Origin of the sequence: Aeromonas sp. CD (genome assembly GCF_033349375.1) — a bacterium.
Lineage (GTDB): Bacteria > Pseudomonadota > Gammaproteobacteria > Enterobacterales > Aeromonadaceae > Aeromonas > Aeromonas hydrophila.
Window position 1 is genome coordinate 3,534,188 of sequence record NZ_CP137631.1, and the last position, 22,444, is coordinate 3,556,631.

A 22,444-nucleotide genomic window follows, 5' to 3' on the forward strand; every position below is an offset into this window, starting at 1 on the left:
ACCGTGCGGGCATCGGCGGCCGGTGCTTAATGACAAAAAAGACAGCCGTAGCTGTCTTTTTCAATTGAAACCTGACTTAGTAGAAGATCCGCTCGCCACGCTCGCTCATCTTGAGCCATACCGGCTTGGTACTGGTCTTGTTCCAGATCCGGTGCAGATAGCTGTAGAAACGGGCCCGATCGCTGCGAAACAGCATCACGGGGAAAGCCAGCATACCCACCAGCAGCACATAGATGCGACGAAGAATTATCTGAGTCAGAGAATAGGGATGAAACATGATAGAACTCCTTACTGGTAAGACCACTGAGCAAAGATTACTCCACAATTTGTAGGATTACTACACCAAGATTCCCATTTTTTTGCAAAAAGATCCCTTAAAAGCCTTAAAGTGAAATTGGGTTACATCCATTAACTTACAAGCAACAAAAGCTGGCAAAGCAGCTCCCGTCGACCAGATTTAATGAGTTGGCACTCAAGATGGAGTCGGTGCGATGAAACCCGCAGAAATGGCGATCATAGGGATACTGGGCCTGCTGCTCTGGTCGGAATGGCAGGATTGGCAGCTCAACCAGGCCGACAGCATCACGCTGGCCTACAAGGGAGCACCGACTGTCAGCATGTGGCAATGCGGCCAGTTGAAACAGAAGATGATGGATGTGACCGAACACTCGGCCGAAGTGCAGTTTCAATACCGAGGACAAGACCTGACGCAGGTCAACCGCTATCTGGAACGGGAGTGGCAGCAACAGGGCTGTGAGCAGCTGTTGTTGCAGCAAGGATATTGAACAGAGTGATCCACACCGGGCTGGTGTGATGAAATACTGTAAGAAATGAAACAAAGAGAAGATGGAGGCACGTTCCGGAGTCGAACCGGACTAAACGGATTTGCAATCCGCTGCATAACCGCTTTGCTAACGCGCCATGCTGACAAGGCATTGCCTTGAAAGTGATATCCATGATTGGTGCCATGGAAGATTGGAGCGGGAAACGAGACTCGAACTCGCGACCCCGACCTTGGCAAGGTCGTGCTCTACCAACTGAGCTATTCCCGCCTGTACTGCTTGCTGCCAGTTACCTGACAACGAGGCGCATTATACGTACCCCGAGCGCGGGCACAACCCTTTTTTCGCACTTTGGCCCCTTTCCCGTGCTGTTTGCTCAGGGTTTAGACGGCTTGCCCAAAAAATCCGCACCAGGCTGTGACCCCACAGGCGAATTTGAGATAAAGTCATTGAAATGATTAGCCTTTAGTCAGAGACTTGCTGCGGTTAGTAACCGGATTCTCAATTGAAAATCACCCGATGAAATGGATCTTCAAGCCCCGTGGGCTCAGGCCGCAGCTGATGCTGGCATTTTTCATGCTAGCCATGGTGCCCTTCCTGGTCGTCACCCTGTTTTTCCTCTATAGCCACGGCAAGGATCTCACCACCCAGACTTCCAACCATCTGGTTTCCGTTCGCAACATCAAGAAGAACCAGCTGGAAGACTATTTCGGCAACCTCAAAGAGCAGATCATCAACTTCTCCCAGCAGGATTTTGCCGGCAACAGTATCGGTCGCTTCTATGGCTTCACCGGTGCCTTCGAGAAACTCGGCACCACACCGCAGGAGGCCCGTGCCCGTGCCCAGGCCCGCTATGTGCCGGGCTCCTGGGATCAGCTGCAAAAACCCGACAGCACCAGCGACATCGAACCCTCCATCAGCGCCCTGATCCTGGCGGACGAGATGTACGGCCGGGTGCACCAGCGCTTTCACCGCGGCTACGCCGACATGGTGCGCAAGTCCAACTACAGCGACATCTTTCTCATCGATCTCAACGGTGACGTGGTCTATTCGGTCACCAAGCACGCCAACTTCGCCACCAACCTGCTCTCCGGCCCCTACCAGTCGAGCGGCCTTGGCAGCACCTTCGCCAAGATCAAGCGGCGCCTCGACGGTGGCCAGAAGCCGCAGCAGATCTTCGAGTTCACCGATTTTGGCCGCAACGAGCTGACCGGCCAGGTGGTCGCCTACATGGCGGCCCCCGTTATGCAATACGACTATGTGCGCGGCGTGGTGATCTTCGAGCTGCTGCCTGACAAGCTCAACCAGATCATGGCGGAGCGTGAAGGACTGGGCGAGACCGGCGAAACCATCCTCATCGGTCCGGACAAGCGGATGCGGGCCAACGCCTGGCTGGCACCCGAATTCAGCGTGGAGAATAGCTTCAGCCCCAACTTCCGGCCGCTGCAGACCCCGCTGGTGGTCAAGGCGCTCTCCGGCGAGCAGGGGGTCGGGCTGTTTCGCTCCTACCACGATGACGAGGTGCTGGCCGCCTACACCCAGGTGAAGGTATTCGACACCGAGTGGGCCTTCATCGCCGAGATCTCCACCAGCGAGGCCTATCGCCCCATCCGCCAGCTGGAGACCCTGGTGATCCTGCTGGGGGCCGGCTCATTGCTGCTGCTGATCCTCTTCTCCCGCTGGCTCTCCCACTCCATCACGGCGCCGCTGCGCTCCCTCACCGCCGCCGCCGAACAGGTGGCCGACGGTGCGCTGGATCACCCCATCGCCATAGAACGTACCGACGATGACATCGACCGGCTCGCCCAGGCGTTTCGCCACATGCAGCGCTCGGTGAAGGACAAGATCGAACTCATCGAGCGCCAGACCCAGGAGCTGCAGCAGCAGGTCAAGCTGACCCACAAGCAGAACCTCAGTCTGCAGCAGGCGGACAAACTCAAGGATGAGCTGCTGGCCAACACCTCCCACGAGCTGCGCACCCCCATTCACGGCATCAAGGGGATGGCCGAATCCATGCTTGCCAGCCAGCAGGACTTGACCGAAGGGCAGCAAAAACAGCTGGGGCTCATCATCAAGAGTGCCGACGGCCTGGCCCGGCTGGTGGACGATCTGCTCGACTACCACCAGATGCGCTACGGCCAGCTGGAGATCCACCCCCAGCCGGTCTCCTCCAAGGGGGTCATCCGGCTGGTGCTGGATCTCTGCCAGCACCTGGTGCAGGCCAAGCCGCTCACCCTGGTGGACATAAGCCCGGTGGAGCTGCCGCCGGTGCTGGCCGACGAGCAGCGACTCGAACAGGTGCTCTACAACCTGGTGGGCAATGCCATCAAGTACACGCCGCAGGGCAAGGTGGTGCTGAGCGCCCTGGTGGAGGGCAACTTCCTGCGCATCAAGGTGACCGACACCGGCATCGGCATCGCCAAGGACCACCTGGAACACATCTTCGAGCCGCTGGTGCAGATGAGCCCGGAGGTCAGCAAGCAGGGGGCCGGTCTCGGCCTCTCCATCACCCGCCAGCTGGTGCACCTGATGGGGGGCGAGCTGTTCGTGGAGAGCGAGCCGAGCGTCGGCTCCACCTTCGCCTTCACCCTGCCGCTCGCCAGTGGCAAGGCGGGCAGCCTGACCCTCGACAGCCGTCAGATCGAGCACCAGCTGGTGCGCCAGCAGCCGCTGATCCTGCCGGACTGGGAGAGCGATGACCTCTCGCCTCCCCCCGAGGATGCCCCCCTCATCCTGGTGGTGGACGACGAGCCCATCAATTTGCACATCCTGCGCCACCTGCTGCAGCCCTGCGGTTATCGCATCCTGCCCAGCAGCGACGGCCACGATGCGCTGGCCAAGCTGGCTCAGGAGCCGGTCGACCTCATCCTGCTGGACGTGATGATGCCCACCCTCTCCGGTTTCGACGTCTGCCGCCGGCTGCGCCAGCAACACCCCAAGGAGAAGCTGCCGGTCCTGCTGCTCACCGCCCTCAACCAGCCCAAGGACATCGAGGAGGGCTTCAACGCCGGCGCCAACGACTATCTGGTCAAACCCTTCTGCAAGGAGGAGCTGTTCGCCCGGGTCAGGGCCCTGCTGGAAGCGAGCGCCGGGCGCGCCTCTCTGGTGGAGAACCGCTTGCTCAAGCAGGAGATAGAGCACCGTCTGCTGCTGCAGGAGCAGCTGCATCAGGATCAGGAGCGACTGCTGGGTCTGCTCGGCGAAGGGGCCGACCCCATGGTGTTCATCGATGGTCAGGGCACAGTGCTGTTCGCCTCGCGCGCGCTGGCCCGCCTGCTGGGCCAGGAGCCGGAAGCCATGGAGGGGCAACCGCTTGACGACTGGCTGGCCAGCCCGCTCACCAGCCAGTGGCCCGATCTGCACGATCGGGGGGAGCAGCAGCTGGCGTTTCTGGTGGCCGGCCAGAAAGACGAGCTCAATGCCCGCGCCTTGCCCATCAGCCTGGGGGGCCAGGCCGCCTTCGCCCTCACCCTCAGCACCGAGCTGCGCCAGGACGAGAACCGGGTGATGGCGCTGGAGAACGCCCTCAAGAGCCTGTCACGCCAGGCCATCATCGAAGATGGCCAACTGCTGGGCGAGCTGAGCCGGCTGGGCGGGGAGTTCCGCTCGCTGGCCGACGACCTCATCCGCCAGCAGGATGACGAGCCCCTGCGCCGCGCCCTGGTGGACACCATGCGGCTCACCCTGGATGCCTGGCAGCAGAGCACCGGCAAGGGCAAGATAGTGCTGGCCGAGAAGAGCAAGCTGTGGCGGGTCTACATGGACCGCTCCAGCCCGCAGACCCGCACCCTCGACAAGTACCTGAGCCTGGATACCCTGCCCAAGGCGCCACGCTGGAAGACGGTGGTCGCCACCGCCGAGTATGTGCTGAGCCACGGCCCGCTCAACGAGGCCCAGCGCCAGCAGCTGCACCACAGCGCCCAGACCCTGCGTCAGCTCGCCAACCGCAAGCCCTGATATCCACCGCCCAATCTGCGCCCTGGCTCACACTTGCCGGGGCGGTTTTTTTTTGTGCAGAATTAAGCCTTCGCCATACGTCAAAACGAGAGCCGATCCAATTCACACAATTGTCATGGAAGGTCGATTGACAGGGACTTATTACGCCAAAGCAATTAACATAACCTAATGATTTAAATCGAGTTAAAAGCGGTTTTGACGAAATTGACGTGAGAGCGTCGATTTTTACGATATCGACGATCTGAACAGTTGTTGTTTTCCTGTTAACTCTGCTTTGCTAGGAACGTTGGATGACACAACTACAAGGGTGCAAAACCTGGCCAACATTGAGGGCCGACCTCCCCAGCATGCGAAGTCGGTGCTCAAATCCAAACAAGGAATATAAATAAGAAAGGAAATAATATGCTTGCCAAAGTATCCAAAATCTCTACTGCTGTAATGCTGGGCACCATGATGCTTGCCGGCGCTGCCGGCAACGCCATGGCGGCCGACAACAAGACGGTGCTGACCCTGGTCGCACAACAGGAGACCGCGTGGGTCAAGAACTTCAACCCCTTCCTGCAAGCGGGTCTGTTGCACACCACTCGTCACTTCATCTATGAACCGCTGGTGATCTTCAACGATATGCAGGGTGGCAAACCCGTCTATCGTCTGGCCACCCACTACGAGTTCAGCAAGGACCTCAAGTCTGTCACCTTCGATCTGCGTGACGGCGTGAAGTGGTCGGACGGTCAGCCCTTTACCGCCGATGACATCCTGTTCTCCTTCAATCTGGTCAAGGCCAACAAGGCGCTGGACGAGCGCTCAATCTGGACCCAGATCAAGAGCGTCGAGAAGCTGGCTCCCAACAAGGTCAAGTTCGAGCTGACCGACGTAAACACCAACGTGGTGAACGATCTGGTACTGGTCCCCATCGTGCCCGAGCACCAGTGGAAATCGGTGAAAGACCCAGTCGCCTTCACCAACGACAAGCCGGTCGGCACCGGTCCCTTCACCGAAGTGGACAACTTCTCCGCCCAGCTCTACACCCAGTGCCGCAACCCGCACTACTGGGACAACGCCAACCTCTCCATCGACTGCCTGCGCATGCCGCAGATGGCCACCAACGACCAGGTACTGGCCGCGGTGATGAAGGGTGACGTGGACTGGTTCGGCTCCTTCGTACCGGACATCGAGCGCCTCTACGTCGGCAACGATCCGAAGAACAACAAGTACTGGTTCCCGGCCTCCGGCACGGTGGCGTTCAACGTCAACTTCCAGGCCAAGAAACCGGGCAACCACGAAGCCTTCAACGACATCAACTTCCGTCGCGCCTTCTCCATGGCGATGGATCGCCAGTCCATGGTGGATATCGCAGGCTACGGCTACCCGACCGTCAACGAGTACCCGTCAGGGCTCGGCAAAGCCTTTGACTCCTGGAACAACCCGGAAGTGGACAAGAAGTACGGCAAGTACAACAAGTTCGATCTGGAAGGCGCCAAGGCCCTGCTGAAACAGGCCGGCTACAAGGATTGTGACGGCGACAAGTTCCTCGACACTCCCACCTGCCAGAAGATCGAGTTCAAGGTGCTGGTACCGAACGGCTGGACCGACTGGGTCAACACCGCCCAGATCGGCGTGGAAGGGCTGCAGGCACTGGGCCTGAACGCCAAGACCGCCACCCCGGAAGCCACCGTCTGGACCGAGAACCTCATCACCGGTGACTTCGATGTCGCCTTGCAGGGTTACTTTGCCGGTGCCAACCCGCACAAGTACTTCGAGACGGCCTTCCACTCCCGCAACATGGGTGAGCGTGGCAACCGCTTTGCGGCACCCCGCTACAAGGATCCGGCACTGGACAAGCTGATCGACGACTTTACCCAGACCGCCGATGCCGCCAAGCAGAAGGAGATCATGTTCGAGATCCAGGACAAGGTCGGTGCCAACCAGACCATCATCCCGGTATTCAACAACCCGACCTGGTACGAATACAGCACCAAGCGTTTCCACGGCTGGTTCAGTGCCGACAACCCGGTCGCCAAGCCGCAGGTTCACCCGGACACCCCGGAGCGTCTGCTGCACGTGTTGTCACTCAAGCCGAACAGCTAATCAATCCCGGCCCCCTGCGGGGGGCCCTCTTCCCCGCCCATCCCCCTTTTTTCCCGGCTCTACCGGGGTTGGGGTAACTATGCCCGGCGCGGGGCGGACCAGCAGTAAAAGGTATCATCATGGGATTCATACTGAGACGCTTTTCCTTCTATCTGGTCGCCTTTCTGGTGGCCGCCACCATCAACTTCCTGCTACCCAGAGCCATGCCGGGGGATCCCGTCTCCGTCATGTTTGCCCGGGCTGGCGCCATGATGGAACCCGCCGCCCTGGAAGCCCTCAAGGCTACCTTCGGGTTCGTGGACGGCCCCATCGGCACCCAATTTCTCACCTATGTGAAGAGTGTCTTCACCTGGGATCTCGGCACCTCGGTGCGCTACTACCCCCAACCGGTCGCCGACGTGCTCGGCCGCGCCATCGGCTGGACCCTGTTCCTGGTGGGCACCTCCACCATTCTGAGCTTCTCCATCGGTTCCATCGTCGGCATCTTCGCCGCCTGGCACCGGGGTGGGCGCATGGACAGCTTCCTCTCCCCGCTCACCCTGGTGATGCAGGCCATTCCGCCGGTGGTCATCTCGCTGCTGGCGCTCTTCCTGTTCGGGGTGAGTCTGGAGTGGCTGCCCATCGGCTACGCCTACAGCCCGGAGATCAAGCCTGACTGGGGCTGGGAGCACATCAAGAGCATCCTGACCCACGCCATCATGCCGGTGGGCACCCTGGCCATGGTGCAGGTGGGGGGCTTTCTCATCACCATGCGCAACAACATGATCAACCTGCTGGGCGAAGACTACATCACCATGGCCAAGGCCAAGGGGCTCTCCAGCAACCGGGTGATCTTCAACTACGGCGCCCGCAACGCCATCTTGCCGAGCGTCACCGCCCTCTCCATGGCGCTGGGCTTCGTCATCGGCGGATCCCTCATCACCGAGGTGATCTTCAACTACCCGGGACTGGGTCTGACCCTCTATCAGGGCATTCTGGCCCGCGACTACCCGCTCATTCAGGGGCAGCTGCTCATCATGACCATCACCATGCTCAGCTTCAACTTCCTGGCCGACGTGCTCTACGTCTTCCTGGATCCCCGTCTGCGTACCGGAGGCAAATAAGATGCGCATGCCGACTATTCTGAAAATCCTGCTGGGCAACAAGAAGGCCGCCTGCGGCCTCTTCATCGTGGTCAGCTTCGTGCTGATGGCACTGTTCGCCCCGCTGCTGGCCAGCTACGAGCCGACCAAGCGGGTCTCCCGCCCGCACCAGCCACCCAGTGCCGAGTACGTGATGGGCACCACCCGCATGGGTCACGACATCTGGGCCCAGTTCACCAACGGCGCCCGCATCTCCCTGATGGTGGGCTTCGGGGCCGGCATTCTGGTGTGCGCCCTCGCCATCACGGTCGGCATCACCGCCGGCTACTTCGGCGGCGTCATAGACGAATGCCTCACCTTCCTGATGAACGTGGTGCTGGTGATCCCCAACCTCCCCTTGCTGCTGGTGCTGGCAAGCTTTATCGGGGAGGCGTCGCCGACGGTGATCGCGCTCATCATAGGCTTTACCTCCTGGGCCTATGGCGCGCGCGTCATCCGGGCCCAGACCCTGGCGCTGCGCGAAAAAGAGTTCGTCATCGCCGCCGAGGTGCTGGGCGAGCCGGCCTGGCGCATCATCCTGGTGGAGATATTGCCCAACCTCATCTCCATCATCGGGGTGAGCTTCATCGGCTCCATCATCTACGCCATCGTCACCGAGGCGACCCTGGAGTTCCTGGGGCTCGGCGATCCGACCGTGGTCAGCTGGGGCATCATGCTCTACAACGCCCAGACCTCAAGCGCCATCCTGGTCGGCGCCTGGTGGGAGATCCTGGCCCCCTGCTTCGCCATCGCCACCTTGGGCGCCGGCCTGGCCCTGCTCAACTTCGCCATCGATGAAATCGCCAACCCGCAGTTGCGCTCCCACAAGGGGCTCAATCGCTGGAAGAAACTCGCCGCCCCCGTCACCACGCCGGTGCCGGCCGTACAGGAGAAGACAGCATGAGATCGCAACAACCCCTGCTGTCGGTACGCAACCTCTGCGTCGACTACATCACCGAGAACGGCGACGTGCGCGCCGTCAACTCGGTCAGCTTCGACATTGCCCCCGGTGAAGTGTTCGGCCTGGCCGGCGAGTCGGGCTGCGGCAAGTCCACCGTCGCCTTCTCGGTGGCACGGCTGCACAAGCCGCCCGCCTACATCAGCGGCGGCGAGATCCTGTTCAAGGGGGAGAACATCCTCCACTACGGCGACGAGCGGCTGCGATCCTACCGCTGGCAGCAGGTGTCGGTGGTGTTCCAGTCCGCCATGAATGCGCTCAACCCGGTACTGCGCATGGAGGAGCAGTTCTGCGACGTGCTGCTGGCCCACAACCCGGGGCTGACCCGCTATGAAGCGATCAAGCGCGCCCAGGAGCTGCTCGCCATCGTCGACATCCACCCGAGCCGACTCAAGGACTACCCGCACCAGTTCTCCGGCGGCATGCGCCAGCGGCTGGTGATCGCCATCGCCATGGCGCTCAACCCCGAGCTGCTCATCATGGACGAGCCGACCACGGCGCTCGACGTGGTGGTGCAGCGGGAGATCCTGCAGAAGGTTTATGCGCTGAAAGAGAAGTTCAACTTCTCCATCCTGTTCATCACCCACGACCTCTCCTTGATGGTCGAGTTTTGCGATCGCATCGGCATCATGTATGCCGGTGAACTGGTGGAGGTGGCGCCGGCCAAGGCGATCCTGACCGCGCCGCTGCACCCCTATACCAAGGGGCTCGGCAACTCCTTCCCACCCCTGCACGGGCCCAAGACGGTGCTGGAAGGGATCCCGGGCACCCCGCTCAACCTGCTGGAGGTGCCGGTGGGCTGCCGCTTTCAGGCCCGCTGCGCCAGGGTGCACGAGCGCTGCCGCCAGCAGTACACCAAACTGGCCGAGATCCGCCCCGGCCAACAAACCGCCTGCCACCTCTATGAGGCGCAGGATGAGCAACAAGATCCCCTGATCTATCTGGACAAGGCCGCTGGCTGTTAAGGATGTCTGTCATGCAAATCGCCCAAACCGACGCCCCCATCATCGAAGTCCAGCACCTCTACAAGGACTTCCCCGTCAACTCCAACGCCATCAAGAGCGGCAAGATGCGGGCCCTCTCGGACATCACCTTCAACCTGCACCGGGGCCGCGCCCTGGCGGTGGTGGGAGAGTCCGGCTCCGGCAAGAGCACCATCGCCAAGATCATCGCCAAGATGTACAAGCTCTCCGGCGGCCGCATCCTCTATCGTGGCCGCGACCTCGAGGAGTTCAACAAGGGCACCGCCCTGCTCGACTACCGTCAGAGCGTGCAGATGGTGTGGCAAGATCCGTTCGGTTCATTGAACCCGACCCACACCATCTACCACCACATCGCCCGCCCCCTGCTGCTGCACAGCAAGGTGATCGACAAGAGAGATCTGCCCGACATGGTCTACGGCCTGCTGGAGAAGGTGGGGCTCACTCCCGCCAAGGCCACCGCGGCCAAGTACCCGCACCAGCTCTCCGGCGGCCAGCGCCAGCGGGTCAACATCGCCCGCAACCTGGCGGTGGAAGCCGAAGTGGTGCTGGCGGACGAGCCGACCTCCATGCTCGACGTCTCCATTCGCATCGGCATCCTCAACCTGATGGAGCAGATGAAGGATGAGCTCGGGGTCTCCATGCTCTACATCACCCACGACATCGCCACCGCCCGCTACGTGGCCGAAGATCTGGCGGTGATGTACGTGGGGCACATGGTGGAGTGGGGCGAGGTGGACGAGATCCTGCACCACCCCCAGCACCCCTACACCCAGCTGCTCATCTCGGCGGTGCCGGACCCCGAGAAGAGCATCCACGCCGAGCTGGAGGGGGGCCGCAAGGGGGAGATCCCGCTCTGGACACCGGAGTCCTGCGGCTGCCCGTTTGCCGGGCGCTGCAATCAGGCGATGCCCCGCTGCAAGGAGACCCTGCCCCCCGTCAGCAAGCTCGCCGACAACCACTTCGTGCGCTGCTACCTCTACCAATGACAGACCGGCCGGACACGGCGTCCGGCCACGCCTCGCAACGGGGCCGTCAGGGCCCCGCAATGTGCCTCGCCACACCAGACGAGCCACAGGAGTAAGACGTTGATGGAACTCTTGATCAATCAGGTGGGTTACCAGTGCGACGGGGAGAAGATCGCCCTGTTGCAGAGCGACACCGACCTCGATATTCGCGGCCACCTCAGGCTGCTGCGCCAGGATGACGAACGCATCCTGCTGGAAGTCCCGCTGCAGCCGGCCGGTCAGGTCGAGGGCTGGCAGGGGCGCCACTACTGGCGCGCCGACTTCTCCCCCTGCAAAGAGCCCGGTCACTACCGGCTGGAGGCCCTCATCCAGACGGGCGCCAAGGAGCGCATCGTGCGCACCGCCCCCTTCACCATCGACGAGGATCTGCTGGCGAGCCGCTGCCTCTCCGACGTCATTCACTACTTCAAGGGGCAGCGCGCCAGCGGCGCCTTCGATCGGGCCGACCGCAGCGCCCGCCTGTTTGGCAGCGATCAGCGCAAAGACGTGCACGGCGGCTGGTATGACGCCAGCGGGGATGTGAGCAAGTACCTGAGCCACCTCTCCTACGCCAACTACCTCAACCCCCAGCAGACCCCCATGGTGGTCTGGTCCCTGCTCAAGTGCCGGGAGCTCTTGGCCCCGCGCCAGGACATCGACGGGATCAACCTCTGCAAGCGGCTCAACGACGAGGCGCTGCACGGCGCGGATTTTCTCTGCCGGATGCAGGATGAGTCGGGCTTCTTCTACATGACCCTGTTCGACAAGTGGAGCAAGGATCCCGCCCAGCGCGAGCTGTGCGCCTACGCCACCCAGCAGGGGCTCAAGTCCACCAGCTGGCAGGCAGGTTTTCGGCAAGGGGGCGGCATGGCCATTGCGGCGCTGGCCCGCGCCGCCCGCGAGAGCGTCAGCGGCGACTTTGATGCCAGCCGTTACGCCGAGGCGGCCCGCCGCGGCTACCTGCACCTGCGTGAACACAACCTGGCCTATCTGGACGACGGGGTCGAGAACATCATCGACGACTACTGCGCCCTGCTGGCCGCCATCGAACTGACCCGCACCCTGGGCCCCGAATGGCTGGCAGAGGCCAGAGTGCGGGCCGACAAGCTGTGTGCCCGCCAGCGCCCTCACCCTGAGCTCGGCCACTACTGGTCGGCCAACGAGGATGGCTCGCGCCCCTACTACCACGCCGCCGAGGCGGGCCTGCCGGTGCTGGCGCTGCTGGAGTATCTCGCCATCGAGCCGGATCCGGCGCGCCAGGGGACGGCCCAGCGCGTCATCGAACAGGCGCTGGCCGCCGAGCTGGCGCTTTGCGCCCGTCCCGGCAACCCGTTCGCCCTCGCCCGCCAGTATGTGAAGGGGGTCGATGAGGCGCCCCGGGTGAGCTTTTTCATGCCCCATCACAACGAGTCGGGCTACTGGTGGCAGGGGGAGAACGCACGGCTGGCGTCGCTCGCCGCCATGGCGTTTGCCGCCGCGGCCCAGCTGCCGCGCCAGTGCAAGCCGCTGCTCACCTTCGGCCAGCACCAGCTCGACTGGATCCTGGGGCAGAATCCCTTCAACGCCTGCATGTTGGCGGGCCATGGCAGCAACAACCCCGTCTACACCGCCGGTTATCCCAATGCGCTGGGGGGGGTCTGCAACGGCATCACCGCCGGTTTCGATGACGAGGCGGAGATCGCATTCATTCCAGAGGCGTACAAGGATCGGCTGGATCAGAACTGGCGCTGGGGCGAGCAGTGGATACCCCACGCAGCCTGGTTCGCCCTAGCCATCAGCTGGCAGAGCGCCCTCGGAGGTTCCCATGATTGAGTACTGGGTCGGGGTCGATGGTGGCGGCACCCACACCCGTGCCCGCATTCGGGATCGGGCCGGCAAGCTGCTCGGCGAGGGGCGTGCCGCCGGCTCCAATCTGGAGCTCGGCATCGCGCTCGCCCACGGCAACGTGCTGGCCGCCATCGAGCAGGCCCGTATCGAGGCAGGGCTGACTGAGGATGCCCAGCAACGGATGGGGGTCGGGCTGGCGCTCGCCTCCGCCGAGCTGGCCGACTGCTATCACGCCATGCTGACCATGCCCTTCCCCTTTGCGAGCGTGCGGCTCACCTCCGACGCCTTCGGTGCCTGCCTCGGCGCCTTTGGCGGCGAGGAGGGGGCCATCCTCATCGCCGGCACCGGCTCGGCCGGGCTCATCTATCGCCACGGCCAGCTGCACACCTGCTCCGGCCGCGGTTTTCCCATCTCGGATCTGGGCAGCGGCGCCTGGCTGGGACTGCGCGCCATCCAGCAATCCCTGCTCTGCCACGACGGCATCCTGCCCCCTAGCACGCTGGCCATCCGCTTGCTCGATCACTTCAAGCGGGATCAGGCCGAGGTAGTGCGCTGGGCCGCCCGCGCCATTCCCGCCGACTACGGCCGCTTCGCCCCCTGGGTGTTCGATGCCGCCAGCGACGGCGATGAGCTTGCCTGCCAGCTGCTGGATGAAACCTGCCAACAGCTGGCTACTCTGCTGGAGGGGATGCGACAGCTGGGCGCCGACCGGATAGCCCTGCTCGGCGGCATCGGCATGCGACTCGCCCCCCGTCTGGCACACCTGCCGCTGGTCAGTCCCGCTGCCGATGCGCTGGAGGGGGCCATCCTGTTTGCCCGATCGGAGGCCTACCCATGTCTGCATCCCTGAACCTGCCCCCATTCACCCCACCCCAAAGTGCGGGCCTGACCCCGGTCTGCCCGCTGCGGGGGGTGCCCATGTCAGCCCTGCGGCTCCCGGCCGAGGTTGACCAATACCACAAGGACGCTGTCTGGCTGTTCGTCCCCTTCACTCCATCAGAGGAATTTTCATGTCTGCACCCCTGATCCACACCCAGGTCGACCGACGCGACGGCGATGACGTCTGGTTTCGTTTCAGCCTGAGCCAGCTGCCGGATGCCCCCTGGAAACTCCACTTCTGCTTGGCCCGCCACATCGACCCCGGCTCGGTAGAGGGGGGGGAGCTGGAGCGCCAGAGCGGCAGCTACAAGGTCTTGATCCCGCAAACGGGGGCCAGCGAGCTGTGCTTCTGCTGTCGCAACACCCCCATCAAGCGTCTCTCCGACATGCCGCGCGGCTTCTTCCTGAGCCTGCCCCAGGCCAGCGGCGGCCCCCAGCTGATGCCGGTGGAACTGACCGGCGAGGAGCTGGGCCTGCCACAATCCGCCACTGCGGCGCCGGATCTGCCCGAGGTGGAGCCCCTCGCCGGCATCGTGCCCCAGCCGGATCGGCTGTTGCTGCTGGAGGGCAACTTCCGGCTGGCGGAGCGCGCCCACGTCAGCGGCCCGAGCCCCCTGCTCGGCCCGCTGCTGGCCCACTTCAACGAGCTGACCGGGCTCGCGCTGGCGCAAGATCATGACGCCGAGATCCGGCTGGTTGAAAGCGGGCTGGGCCCGGAGGCCTACCGGCTGACCATCACCCCGGAGGAGATAGTGATTGCCGCCAGCGGCGAGGCGGGCTGGCGCCACGGCCTCGTCAGCCTGGCCCAGTGGTATCTGCAGCACGGCGAGAGCCTGCCCTGCATCGAGCTCAGCGATGCACCGCGCTTCGGTTTTCGCGGCATCTTTCTCGACTGTGCCCGCCACTTTCACTCCCTCGCCACCCTCAAGCGCCTGCTCAAGCTGATGAGCCTCTACAAGTTCAACCGCTTCCACTGGCACCTCACCGATGACGAGGGGTGGCGACTCGAGATCAAGGCCTTCCCCCAGCTGACCGAGCTGGCCGCCTGGCGCGGTCACGCCCTGCCGGTGGGGCCCCAGCTGAGCGGCGGCCCCGAGCCCTACGGCGGTTACTACACCCAGAGCGAGGTGCGCGAACTGGTGGCCTACGGCGCCGGGCTCGGCATCACCATCATTCCGGAAATAGACATCCCGGGTCACTGCCACGCTGCCATCAAGGCGCTGCCCGAACTGCTGGTGGAGGAGGCCGACCGCTCCCGCTACCTGTCGGTGCAATATTTTGACGACAACGTGCTCAACCCGGCGCTACCCGGCACCTACCGCTTCCTGGAAGCCGTGATGGACGAGGTGTGCGAACTGTTCCCGGGGCCGCTGGTGCACATGGGGGGGGATGAGGTGCCCGCCGGGGTCTGGACCGACAGCCCCGCCTGCCAGCAGCTGATGAAGCAGCAGGGGTATCAGGATTGCCGCGAGCTGCAGGGCCACCTGCTGCGCCACTGCCAGCAGTACCTGGCCGGCAAGGGCAAGCGGATGCTGGGTTGGGAGGAGATTTTGCACGGCGACAAGGTGAGCCGGGACGCCACCATCTTCGCCTGGACCAGCTTCCAGGCCGGGCTCGACGCCGCGACCGCCGGTTATCCGGTGGTGATGGCACCGGCCCAGCACCTCTACCTGGATCTCGCCTGGAGCCAGGACATCCATGAACCCGGCCTCTACTGGGCGGGCACCCTCAATCTGGCGCAGGTCTACGCGTGTGACCCGGCCCCAGCCGATTTCCATGCCAACGATAACATCCTGGGGGTGTTGAGCCCCTTATGGTCGGAGCTGATCACCTCTCGCGATCGCCTCGACTATATGTTGTTCCCGCGCATGCTGGCGACCGCCGAGGTGGCCTGGAGCGACCCCGCCCGCAAGGCGTGGGAGCACTTCGCCGCCCGTCTGCCGGGCCAGCTGCAGATCCTCGACCAGCTTCAGGTGCGTTACCGGGTACCACAGAGGTAGTGTTATCTTTTTGCCTTGGCGGCCCGATGGCCGCCTTTTTTTTACGATTCGCCAACAAAACATCAACTTGCCCCTACCATTCATCCGCCATTGTTGGCAAAATTCAGCCCCCTATGAAGCCGGTCTGCCGCCTGCTGGCGCGAGCCTGCAGCCACCTCCAGATCTGCCACAATAACAACGACAAAGTTATCAACAAGAACATCGGAGCGTATTCCTATGGCCCGCAGAGACGTCCATACCCTGGACAGCGAAGTGGAGTTTCCTGCCGACGAACAACTGGTTTCCACCACGGATCTGCGCGGGGTGATCACCTACGCCAACCCCGCCTTCTGCCGCATCGCCGGCTACCCCGTCGAGGAGCTGGTCGGTCACAATCACAACCTGGTACGCCACCCCGACATGCCCAAGGCCGCCTTCGCCGATCTCTGGGCCCGCCTCAAGGAGGGCAAACCCTGGCGCGGTATGGTGAAGAACCGCTGCAAGGATGGCCGCTACTACTGGGTCGATGCCTATGTGACCCCCATCTACGAGGGCAACCGGATCAGCGGCTACCAGTCGGTACGCTGCAAGCCGGATCCCCAGCTCAAGCGCATCGCCAGCCAGACCTACCAGGCCCTGCTCAAGGTGGAGCGCGGCACCAGCAGCCGCCTCCCCTCCCTCGCCCGTGCCCGCCTGCCACTGCTCGCGCTGTTGCTGCTCGGCCTGCTGGGCTGGGCCGCCAGCAGTCAAGGCCCGATGACAGCCCTGCTGATGCAGCTACCCCTGCTGCTCATCGGCGGCGCCTACTGGCGCGAGCTCTTCGCCCTGCCGCTCTATCTGCAGCAGCTGGGTCGCGAATACGACAGCCTGACCCGGCTGGTCTACTCCGGTGACGGCCCCGGCGCCATCGCCGACTTTCACATCAAGATGCTGCAGGCCCGCATCCGCACCGTGCTGGGCCGGGTCAACGATGCGACCAATCCGCTGCAGACCCTGGCCACCAACCTGAAACAGGCCTCCCATCAGGCCTGCCTCGACATCAACGAGCAGGATGCCCAGACCCAGCAGATGGCCGCCGCCATGACCCAGATGGCCAGCACGGCCCACGAGATTGCCCGCAACATCCAGGACTCCAACGGTCAGGTCAGCGAGGCCCGCAGCCGCTGCCAGCACACGGACAAGCAGCTGGCCCAGACCGAGCAGCGCATCGAGCAGCTCGCCAGACAGGCGGAGCTGGCCTTCAACTCGGCAGTGGAGCTGGCCAGCGAGTCGGAGCGGATCGGCAGCGTGATGGGGGAGATCCAGGGCATCGCCGACCAGACCAACCTGCTGGCGCTGAACGCCGCCATCGAGGCGGCCAGGGCCGGCGAGCAGGGGCGCGGCTTTGCAGTGGTGGCCGACGAGGTGCGTACCCTGTCGACCCGCACCCACAAGGCGACCGAGCAGATCCAGGGCAGCATCCAGCAAATCCAGCACACCCTGGGCCGCTGGAAGGGGATGATGCAGGAGAACCTGCAGCAGACCCGCGAATGCGCCGAGATGACACGCCAGGGCTCCAGCAGCCTGCACAGCGTGCTGCAGGAGATCGAGCTGGTCACCGAGTTCTCCACCCAGATCGCAGCCGCCGCCGAGCAGCAGCAGACGGTGGTGGAGGACATCAGCCGCAGCATCAACCAGATCTCCGAGTACTCCCACGCCAACAGCCAGAAGATGCAGGAGGTCGACGACTCCAGTCAGGAGCTGCTGGAGCGGGCCAAGCAGCTCAAGGGGCTCAGCCAGACCTTCGGCTGACCCATTTGCCAGCCACCCGACAGAAGCGCCACAATGGCGCTTCTGTCGTTATTGACGAGTGATCCGGATGAGAATGGAATCGACCCCTGCCCCGCTGAACAAGGTTGCCCGCATCGAGGCGATCCTCGCCCTAATCCCGGCCGGTCGCGTGGTGAGTTACGGCCAGGTGGCGGATCTGGCGGGGCTGCCCGGTCGGGCCAGGCTGGTGGGTAAGGTGCTGCGGGAGACCGACAAGGTGCTGCCCTGGCACCGGGTGCTGGGCGCGGCGGGCACCATCTCACTGCCCAAGGGGTCGGCAGGCTTCGATAAACAAGCGGGATTGCTGCAGGAAGAGGGGGTACCCGTGATTGGCGGGCGGGTCAGGATGCGGGAGTGGCAGTGGCAGCCCGACCTCGCCGAGCTGCTGTTTCTCCTGCCCTTTTGACGATGGCGGCCCGCCTCACCGGGTGATAGGGGCCAGGATCTCGTCGCTGCGCACCTGCACCGGGATGGTTTCGTACTCCCGCTGCAGCAGCACCAGCAGACTCTGCTTGTCTACTTCCAGCACATAGGCGGTTCCTTCCCGGGTCAGACAGGTCATTCCCGGCCGGATCTCGTTAATCTCCATCACAACCTCCGTGTCCAGCGCTGCCATCCTTGCAGCGGTTTCAGTATACCGCCATCCGAAAACAAAAAGGCCCCTGCGAGGGGCCTCTTTCATCAGAGTGTGAACTGCGCGCAATCACGCCTTCTTCGACTTGGCCAGGCTCGCCTGCCACTTGCCGTTGTCGTAGTGCGCCGTCCAGCCGGTCGCCTTGCCGTTCACCTCGGTCATCACGTACTGCTCCTTGGTCTTGCGACTGAAGCGCACGATGGCGAGGTTTCCGTCAGGATCTGACGCCGGGGCATCGGCCAGATACTGGTGCTTGGGCGACAGACGCTCCTTGAAGCGCTTGAGCTCTTCCACCAGCGGCGCACGGGTCTCGCGGGATTTCGGGAAGTTGCTGGCGGCCAGGAACAGGCCGGCCGCCCCGTCACGCAGCACGAAGTGGGCATCGGACTGGGTGCACTTGAGCTCCGGCAGCGGGACCGGATCTTCCTTCGGCGGCGCGATATCACCGTTTTTCAGGATCTTGCGGGTGTTCTTGCAGGTGTCGTTGGTGCAACCCATGTACTTGCCGAAGCGGCCGTTCTTGAGCTGCATCTCGGATCCGCAGCGGTCGCACTCGATGCTCGGCCCTTCGTAGCCCTTGAGCTTGAACTGGCCTTTTTCGATTTCGTAGCCATCGCAATCCGGGTTGCGACCACAGACGTGCAGCTTGCGGCTGTCGTCGATGATGTAGGCATCCATCGCGGTGCCACACACGCCACAGCGATGCTTGGCACGCAGCGCCTCGGTCTCGGCCTCTTCACCGTCGGTAGCGGAGACGAACTCGTCGGCGGAGACGAGGTTGATGGTCTTCTTGCAGCGCTCTTTGGGCGGCAGTGCGTAGCCGGAACAGCCGAGGAACACCCCGGTGGTGGCGGTACGGATGCCCATCTTGCGGCCGCAATCCGGGCAGTCGATGTCGGTCAGCACCATCTGGTTGGCACGCATGCCTCCCTCTTCCGGCGCCTTGTCCGCTTTTTCCAGCTCCTGGGTGAACTCGGCGTAGAAGGCGTCCAGCACCTTCTTCCACTCCAGGCTCCCTTCGGCGATGCCATCGAGCTTGTCTTCCATCTTGGCGGTGAACTCGTAGTTCATCAGCTCGACGAAGTTTTCCACCAGCCGGTCGGTGACGATCTCACCCATCTTCTCGGCGAAGAAACGGCGGCTCTCGACCCGCACATAACCACGATCGACGATGGTGGAGATGATGGAGGCGTAGGTGGATGGACGGCCGATGCCGCGCTTCTCCAGCTCGCGTACCAGCGCCGCTTCGGTGAAGCGAGCGGGTGGCTTGGTGAAGTGCTGGCGCGGATCCAGCTTGACGAGTTTGAGGATCTCGCCGACGGTCACCGCCGGCAGCTGGCTGTCTTCGCCCTTGCGGCCCATCGGCGGCAGTGCCTTGGTCCAACCGGCGAAGCGCAGGGTACGGCCGCGCGCCTTGAGCTCGAACTCACCGGCCTTGACGGTCAGGGTGGAGGAGTCGTATTGCGCCGGGGTCATCTGACAGGCGACAAACTGACGCCAGATGAGGTCATACAGACGCATCGCGTCCGGCTCCATGCCTTCGAGCATCTCGGCGGTGACCTGGACGCTGGAGGGACGGATCGCCTCGTGGGCCTCCTGGGCATTCGCCTTGGCACCGTACAGGTTCGGATCGCTCGGCAGGTAGGCTTCGCCATACTGCTCGCCGATGTATTCCCGCACCGCTTCGACCGCCTCTTTGCTGAGGTTGGTGGAGTCGGTACGCATATAGGTGATGTAACCCGCTTCATAGAGGCGCTGGGCCATCATCATGGTCTTCTTGACCCCGAAGCTCAGCCGGGTGGAGGCCGCCTGCTGCAGGGTAGAAGTGATGAAGGGGGCGGACGGCTTGGAGCCGGTCGGCTTGTCTTCCCGGTTCACCACCTTGTAGTCGACCCCTTCCAAGGCGGCCACGGCGGCGAAGGTCTCGGCCTGGGTCACCGGCTTGAAGTCGGCGCCATTGCGGCTGACCACTTCCATCCGCAGATCGCTCTTGTCGGCGGTCAGCAGATCGGCGTTGAGATCCCAGAACTCGACCGGCACGAACGCCTTGATCTCGCGCTCTTTATCGACGATAAGGCGCACCGCGACGGACTGTACCCGACCGGCGGAGAGGCCGCGGGCCAGCTTCTTCCACAGCAGCGGGGAAACCATGTAGCCCACCACCCGGTCGAGGAAACGACGGGCCTGCTGGGCGTTGACGCGGTGAATGTTCAGCTCGGATGGCTGGGCAAACGCCTCCTGGATGGCGGTCTTGGTGATCTCGTTGAACACCACGCGCTTGTAGCGGCTGTCGTCGCCGCCGATGATCTCGCGCAGGTGCCAGGCGATCGCTTCTCCCTCTCTATCCAAGTCGGTTGCGAGATAGATGGTGTCGGCCTTCTCGGCCAGACTCTGCAACTCGCTGACCACTTTTTCCTTGCCGGGCAAAATCTGGTAGTTGGCCTGCCAGCCTGCGGTCGGATTGATCCCCATCCGTGAGAACAGGGCATTGCGATCCTTGGCAGCCTTCTCTGCTTCGCTCAGCTTGATGCCGCGAATGACAGGTTTTTTGGGCTCGTTGCTGGCGCTGCCGCTGGTGGGCAGATCGCGCACGTGACCGACGCTGGATTTCACCACGTAGTCCTTGCCCAAATATTTGTTGATGGTCTTGGCCTTGGCCGGAGACTCCACTATGACCAGTGATTTGCCCATGCTGTAACTATTATCCTCATTGCACCCGACGGGGTTGGTGTGCGGTTTTGTGGGGCTGTATAAGAGATTTGACGGGAAAAAGCAATCTTGTGAGCAAATTTGCCCGGCAGCCCGAACCACTTTGTTTCTTTATTTATTAATGCGAAGCCGAGCCGCGGGAAGCAACCGCTTTTTTATTTTTATGCTATATCCACCCTCTTTTTATATTTGAAACGACATAACCAACCGCTCTTGTAACATAACAAACCAGTTTCGTTATCAGCTTGTTACAAAAGACAAAATCTCCTTATAATGGCTGCATCCCGCAGCATTGTGCGCGGAAGGAACCGCTACCCATATAAAAATCGAAAGGATGTACTCAATGAAGCACTTCGAGGTCAACTTCGACGGCCTGGTCGGCCCGACTCACAACTATGCCGGCTTGTCCTATGGCAACGTCGCCTCCCAGAACAATGCCAAGGAGGCGTCCAATCCGAAGGAGGCGGCCAAGCAGGGTCTGCGCAAGATGAAGGCACTGACCGAGCTCGGCATGACCCAGGGAGTGCTGGCACCGCAGGAGCGACCGGATCTCGCCACCCTGCGCCGCCTCGGCTTCACCGGCAACGATGCCAGCGTGCTGGCCCAGGCCGCCAAACAGGCTCCCGCCGTGCTGGCCGCCTGCTATTCGGCCTCCAGCATGTGGACCGCCAACGCTGCCACCGTCTCCCCGAGTGCCGATACCCAGGATGGCCGCATCCACTTCACCCCCGCCAACCTGACCAACAAGTTTCACCGCTCCCTCGAACCCGAGGTAACCGGCCGCATCCTGCGCGCCGTGTTCAACAACGACCGCCACTTCTATCACCATCAGCACCTGCCGGAGAACGACCACTTCGGCGACGAGGGGGCCGCCAACCACACCCGGCTGTGCCGCGCCTATGGCGAGTCCGGGGTCGAGCTGTTCGTCTATGGCCGCAGCGCCTTCGACGTCTCCCAGCCCGCCCCCAAACGCTACCCGGCCCGCCAGACCCTGGAAGCGAGCCAGGCCATCGCCCGCCTGCACGGCCTGGGGGACGAGAGCGCGGTCTTCATCCAGCAGAACCCGGACGTCATCGATCAGGGGGTGTTCCACAACGACGTGATCGCGGTGGGCAACCAGAACGTGCTGTTCTTCCACCAGCAGGCGTTTCTCAACACCGCCTCGGCGCTGGCCGAGGTGCGCACCAAGTTCGGCGACGGCGAGCTGCACTTCATCGAGGTGCCGACTGCCGAGGTGTCGGTGCAGGATGCGGTGAAGTCCTATCTGTTCAACACCCAGATCCTCACCCTGCCCTCCGGCGAGATGGCGATCATCGCCCCCACCGAATGTCGCGACAACCCGGCGGTATCCGCCTATCTGGCCAAGCTGGTGACCCTGGGGACCCCGATCAAGGGGGTGCACTACATGGACGTGAAGCAGAGCATGCGCAACGGCGGCGGCCCCGCCTGCCTGCGGCTGCGGGTGGCCATGAACGACACCGAGCTGGCTGCGGTCAACCCGGCCTGCCTCATCACCGACAGCCAGTTTTCCCGCCTCGATGGCTGGGTCGATCGCCACTACCGCGACAGCCTGGCACTGGATGACCTGCGGGATCCGGCGCTGGTCATAGAGTCCCGCACCGCGCTGGACGAGCTGACCCAGATCCTCAAACTCGGCTCCGTCTACCCGTTCCAGCGCTGAGACGCGCCATCGGCCTGCAGCGCCGACGCCATG

16 protein-coding genes and 2 tRNA genes are annotated in these 22,444 nt (G+C 63.0%); 13 read left to right on the forward strand and 5 right to left on the reverse strand.

Going from position 1 to position 22,444, the window contains the following annotated elements; all coding sequences use genetic code 11:
* Window positions 1-76: 76 nt before the first annotated feature.
* Window positions 77-277 (reverse strand): YbfA family protein, encoded by a 201-nt coding sequence (locus R2E40_RS16305; protein ID WP_011706879.1) that lies wholly within the window; start codon window positions 275-277, stop codon window positions 77-79.
* A gap of 214 nt (window positions 278-491) precedes the next feature.
* Between R2E40_RS16305 and R2E40_RS16310 the strand changes: the two genes are divergently transcribed.
* Entirely contained in the window at window positions 492-785 is a 294-nt protein-coding gene (locus tag R2E40_RS16310) for a hypothetical protein (protein WP_011706880.1), read from the forward strand.
* 62 nt (window positions 786-847) lie between these two features.
* On the opposite strand, the gene R2E40_RS16315 is transcribed toward R2E40_RS16310, so the two are convergent.
* Together R2E40_RS16315 and R2E40_RS16320 are read right to left on the reverse strand one after the other, a co-directional pair.
* Window positions 848-921: transfer RNA gene (locus R2E40_RS16315), tRNA-Cys, on the reverse strand.
* Between the two features lie 55 nt (window positions 922-976).
* A tRNA-Gly gene (locus tag R2E40_RS16320) sits at window positions 977-1,052 on the reverse strand.
* A 249-nt stretch (window positions 1,053-1,301) separates the two neighbouring features.
* Here R2E40_RS16320 and R2E40_RS16325 point away from each other — a divergent pair.
* From R2E40_RS16325 to R2E40_RS16375, 11 genes are all read left to right on the forward strand, one after another.
* A complete protein-coding gene (locus R2E40_RS16325) occupies window positions 1,302-4,739 on the forward strand; it encodes an ATP-binding protein (RefSeq protein ID WP_318163913.1) in 3,438 nt (1,145 codons plus the stop codon).
* 402 nt (window positions 4,740-5,141) lie between these two features.
* On the forward strand, window positions 5,142-6,827 hold the full coding sequence (locus tag R2E40_RS16330; protein WP_076360291.1) for an ABC transporter substrate-binding protein: 1,686 nt from the start codon (window positions 5,142-5,144) through the stop codon (window positions 6,825-6,827).
* Between the two features lie 119 nt (window positions 6,828-6,946).
* Window positions 6,947-7,930 (forward strand): ABC transporter permease, encoded by a 984-nt coding sequence (locus R2E40_RS16335; protein ID WP_011706883.1) that lies wholly within the window; start codon window positions 6,947-6,949, stop codon window positions 7,928-7,930.
* A gap of 1 nt (window position 7,931) precedes the next feature.
* On the forward strand, window positions 7,932-8,852 hold the full coding sequence (locus R2E40_RS16340) for an ABC transporter permease (protein ID WP_011706884.1): 921 nt from the start codon (window positions 7,932-7,934) through the stop codon (window positions 8,850-8,852).
* Window positions 8,849-9,871: an ABC transporter ATP-binding protein gene (locus R2E40_RS16345; RefSeq protein ID WP_011706885.1), complete on the forward strand. Its 1,023-nt coding sequence runs from the start codon at window positions 8,849-8,851 to the stop codon at window positions 9,869-9,871. Before R2E40_RS16340 ends, R2E40_RS16345 begins: the two co-directional genes overlap by 4 nt.
* 11 nt (window positions 9,872-9,882) lie before the next feature.
* Window positions 9,883-10,875 (forward strand): ABC transporter ATP-binding protein, encoded by a 993-nt coding sequence (locus tag R2E40_RS16350; RefSeq protein ID WP_101150162.1) that lies wholly within the window; start codon window positions 9,883-9,885, stop codon window positions 10,873-10,875.
* A gap of 102 nt (window positions 10,876-10,977) precedes the next feature.
* A complete protein-coding gene (locus tag R2E40_RS16355; RefSeq protein WP_318163914.1) occupies window positions 10,978-12,705 on the forward strand; it encodes a glycoside hydrolase family 9 protein in 1,728 nt (575 codons plus the stop codon).
* On the forward strand, window positions 12,698-13,570 hold the full coding sequence (locus tag R2E40_RS16360) for a BadF/BadG/BcrA/BcrD ATPase family protein (protein WP_318163915.1): 873 nt from the start codon (window positions 12,698-12,700) through the stop codon (window positions 13,568-13,570). Before R2E40_RS16355 ends, R2E40_RS16360 begins: the two co-directional genes overlap by 8 nt.
* Before the next feature lie 160 nt (window positions 13,571-13,730).
* Window positions 13,731-15,599: a beta-N-acetylhexosaminidase gene (locus tag R2E40_RS16365; RefSeq protein ID WP_130631929.1), complete on the forward strand. Its 1,869-nt coding sequence runs from the start codon at window positions 13,731-13,733 to the stop codon at window positions 15,597-15,599.
* Window positions 15,600-15,815: 216 nt separating this feature from the next.
* On the forward strand, window positions 15,816-17,369 hold the full coding sequence (locus R2E40_RS16370) for a PAS domain-containing methyl-accepting chemotaxis protein (protein ID WP_318163916.1): 1,554 nt from the start codon (window positions 15,816-15,818) through the stop codon (window positions 17,367-17,369).
* Between the two features lie 67 nt (window positions 17,370-17,436).
* Window positions 17,437-17,793 (forward strand): MGMT family protein, encoded by a 357-nt coding sequence (locus R2E40_RS16375; protein WP_024944134.1) that lies wholly within the window; start codon window positions 17,437-17,439, stop codon window positions 17,791-17,793.
* Window positions 17,794-17,808: 15 nt separating this feature from the next.
* Here the strand turns inward: R2E40_RS16375 and R2E40_RS16380 are convergent, their stop codons facing one another.
* Together R2E40_RS16380 and topA are read right to left on the reverse strand one after the other, a co-directional pair.
* On the reverse strand, window positions 17,809-17,976 hold the full coding sequence (locus R2E40_RS16380; RefSeq protein WP_005303277.1) for a hypothetical protein: 168 nt from the start codon (window positions 17,974-17,976) through the stop codon (window positions 17,809-17,811).
* Window positions 17,977-18,090: 114 nt separating this feature from the next.
* A complete protein-coding gene (topA, locus tag R2E40_RS16385; RefSeq protein ID WP_318163917.1) occupies window positions 18,091-20,712 on the reverse strand; it encodes a type I DNA topoisomerase in 2,622 nt (873 codons plus the stop codon).
* A 361-nt stretch (window positions 20,713-21,073) separates the two neighbouring features.
* Here topA and astB point away from each other — a divergent pair, with 361 nt between their 5' ends.
* Entirely contained in the window at window positions 21,074-22,411 is a 1,338-nt protein-coding gene (gene astB, locus R2E40_RS16390) for an N-succinylarginine dihydrolase (RefSeq protein ID WP_017409145.1), read from the forward strand.
* Window positions 22,412-22,444 lie beyond the last annotated feature (33 nt).

Coding starts and splice junctions, on each gene's coding strand:
- R2E40_RS16305 (WP_011706879.1), bottom strand. CDS start 277: ATGTTTCATCCCTATTCTCTGACTCAGATAATTCTTCGTCGCATCTAT.
- R2E40_RS16310 (WP_011706880.1), top strand. CDS start 492: ATGAAACCCGCAGAAATGGCGATCATAGGGATACTGGGCCTGCTGCTC.
- R2E40_RS16325 (WP_318163913.1), top strand. CDS start 1,302: ATGAAATGGATCTTCAAGCCCCGTGGGCTCAGGCCGCAGCTGATGCTG.
- R2E40_RS16330 (WP_076360291.1), top strand. CDS start 5,142: ATGCTTGCCAAAGTATCCAAAATCTCTACTGCTGTAATGCTGGGCACC.
- R2E40_RS16335 (WP_011706883.1), top strand. CDS start 6,947: ATGGGATTCATACTGAGACGCTTTTCCTTCTATCTGGTCGCCTTTCTG.
- R2E40_RS16340 (WP_011706884.1), top strand. CDS start 7,932: ATGCGCATGCCGACTATTCTGAAAATCCTGCTGGGCAACAAGAAGGCC.
- R2E40_RS16345 (WP_011706885.1), top strand. CDS start 8,849: ATGAGATCGCAACAACCCCTGCTGTCGGTACGCAACCTCTGCGTCGAC.
- R2E40_RS16350 (WP_101150162.1), top strand. CDS start 9,883: ATGCAAATCGCCCAAACCGACGCCCCCATCATCGAAGTCCAGCACCTC.
- R2E40_RS16355 (WP_318163914.1), top strand. CDS start 10,978: ATGGAACTCTTGATCAATCAGGTGGGTTACCAGTGCGACGGGGAGAAG.
- R2E40_RS16360 (WP_318163915.1), top strand. CDS start 12,698: ATGATTGAGTACTGGGTCGGGGTCGATGGTGGCGGCACCCACACCCGT.
- R2E40_RS16365 (WP_130631929.1), top strand. CDS start 13,731: ATGTCTGCACCCCTGATCCACACCCAGGTCGACCGACGCGACGGCGAT.
- R2E40_RS16370 (WP_318163916.1), top strand. CDS start 15,816: ATGGCCCGCAGAGACGTCCATACCCTGGACAGCGAAGTGGAGTTTCCT.
- R2E40_RS16375 (WP_024944134.1), top strand. CDS start 17,437: ATGAGAATGGAATCGACCCCTGCCCCGCTGAACAAGGTTGCCCGCATC.
- R2E40_RS16380 (WP_005303277.1), bottom strand. CDS start 17,976: ATGGAGATTAACGAGATCCGGCCGGGAATGACCTGTCTGACCCGGGAA.
- topA (WP_318163917.1), bottom strand. CDS start 20,712: ATGGGCAAATCACTGGTCATAGTGGAGTCTCCGGCCAAGGCCAAGACC.
- astB (WP_017409145.1), top strand. CDS start 21,074: ATGAAGCACTTCGAGGTCAACTTCGACGGCCTGGTCGGCCCGACTCAC.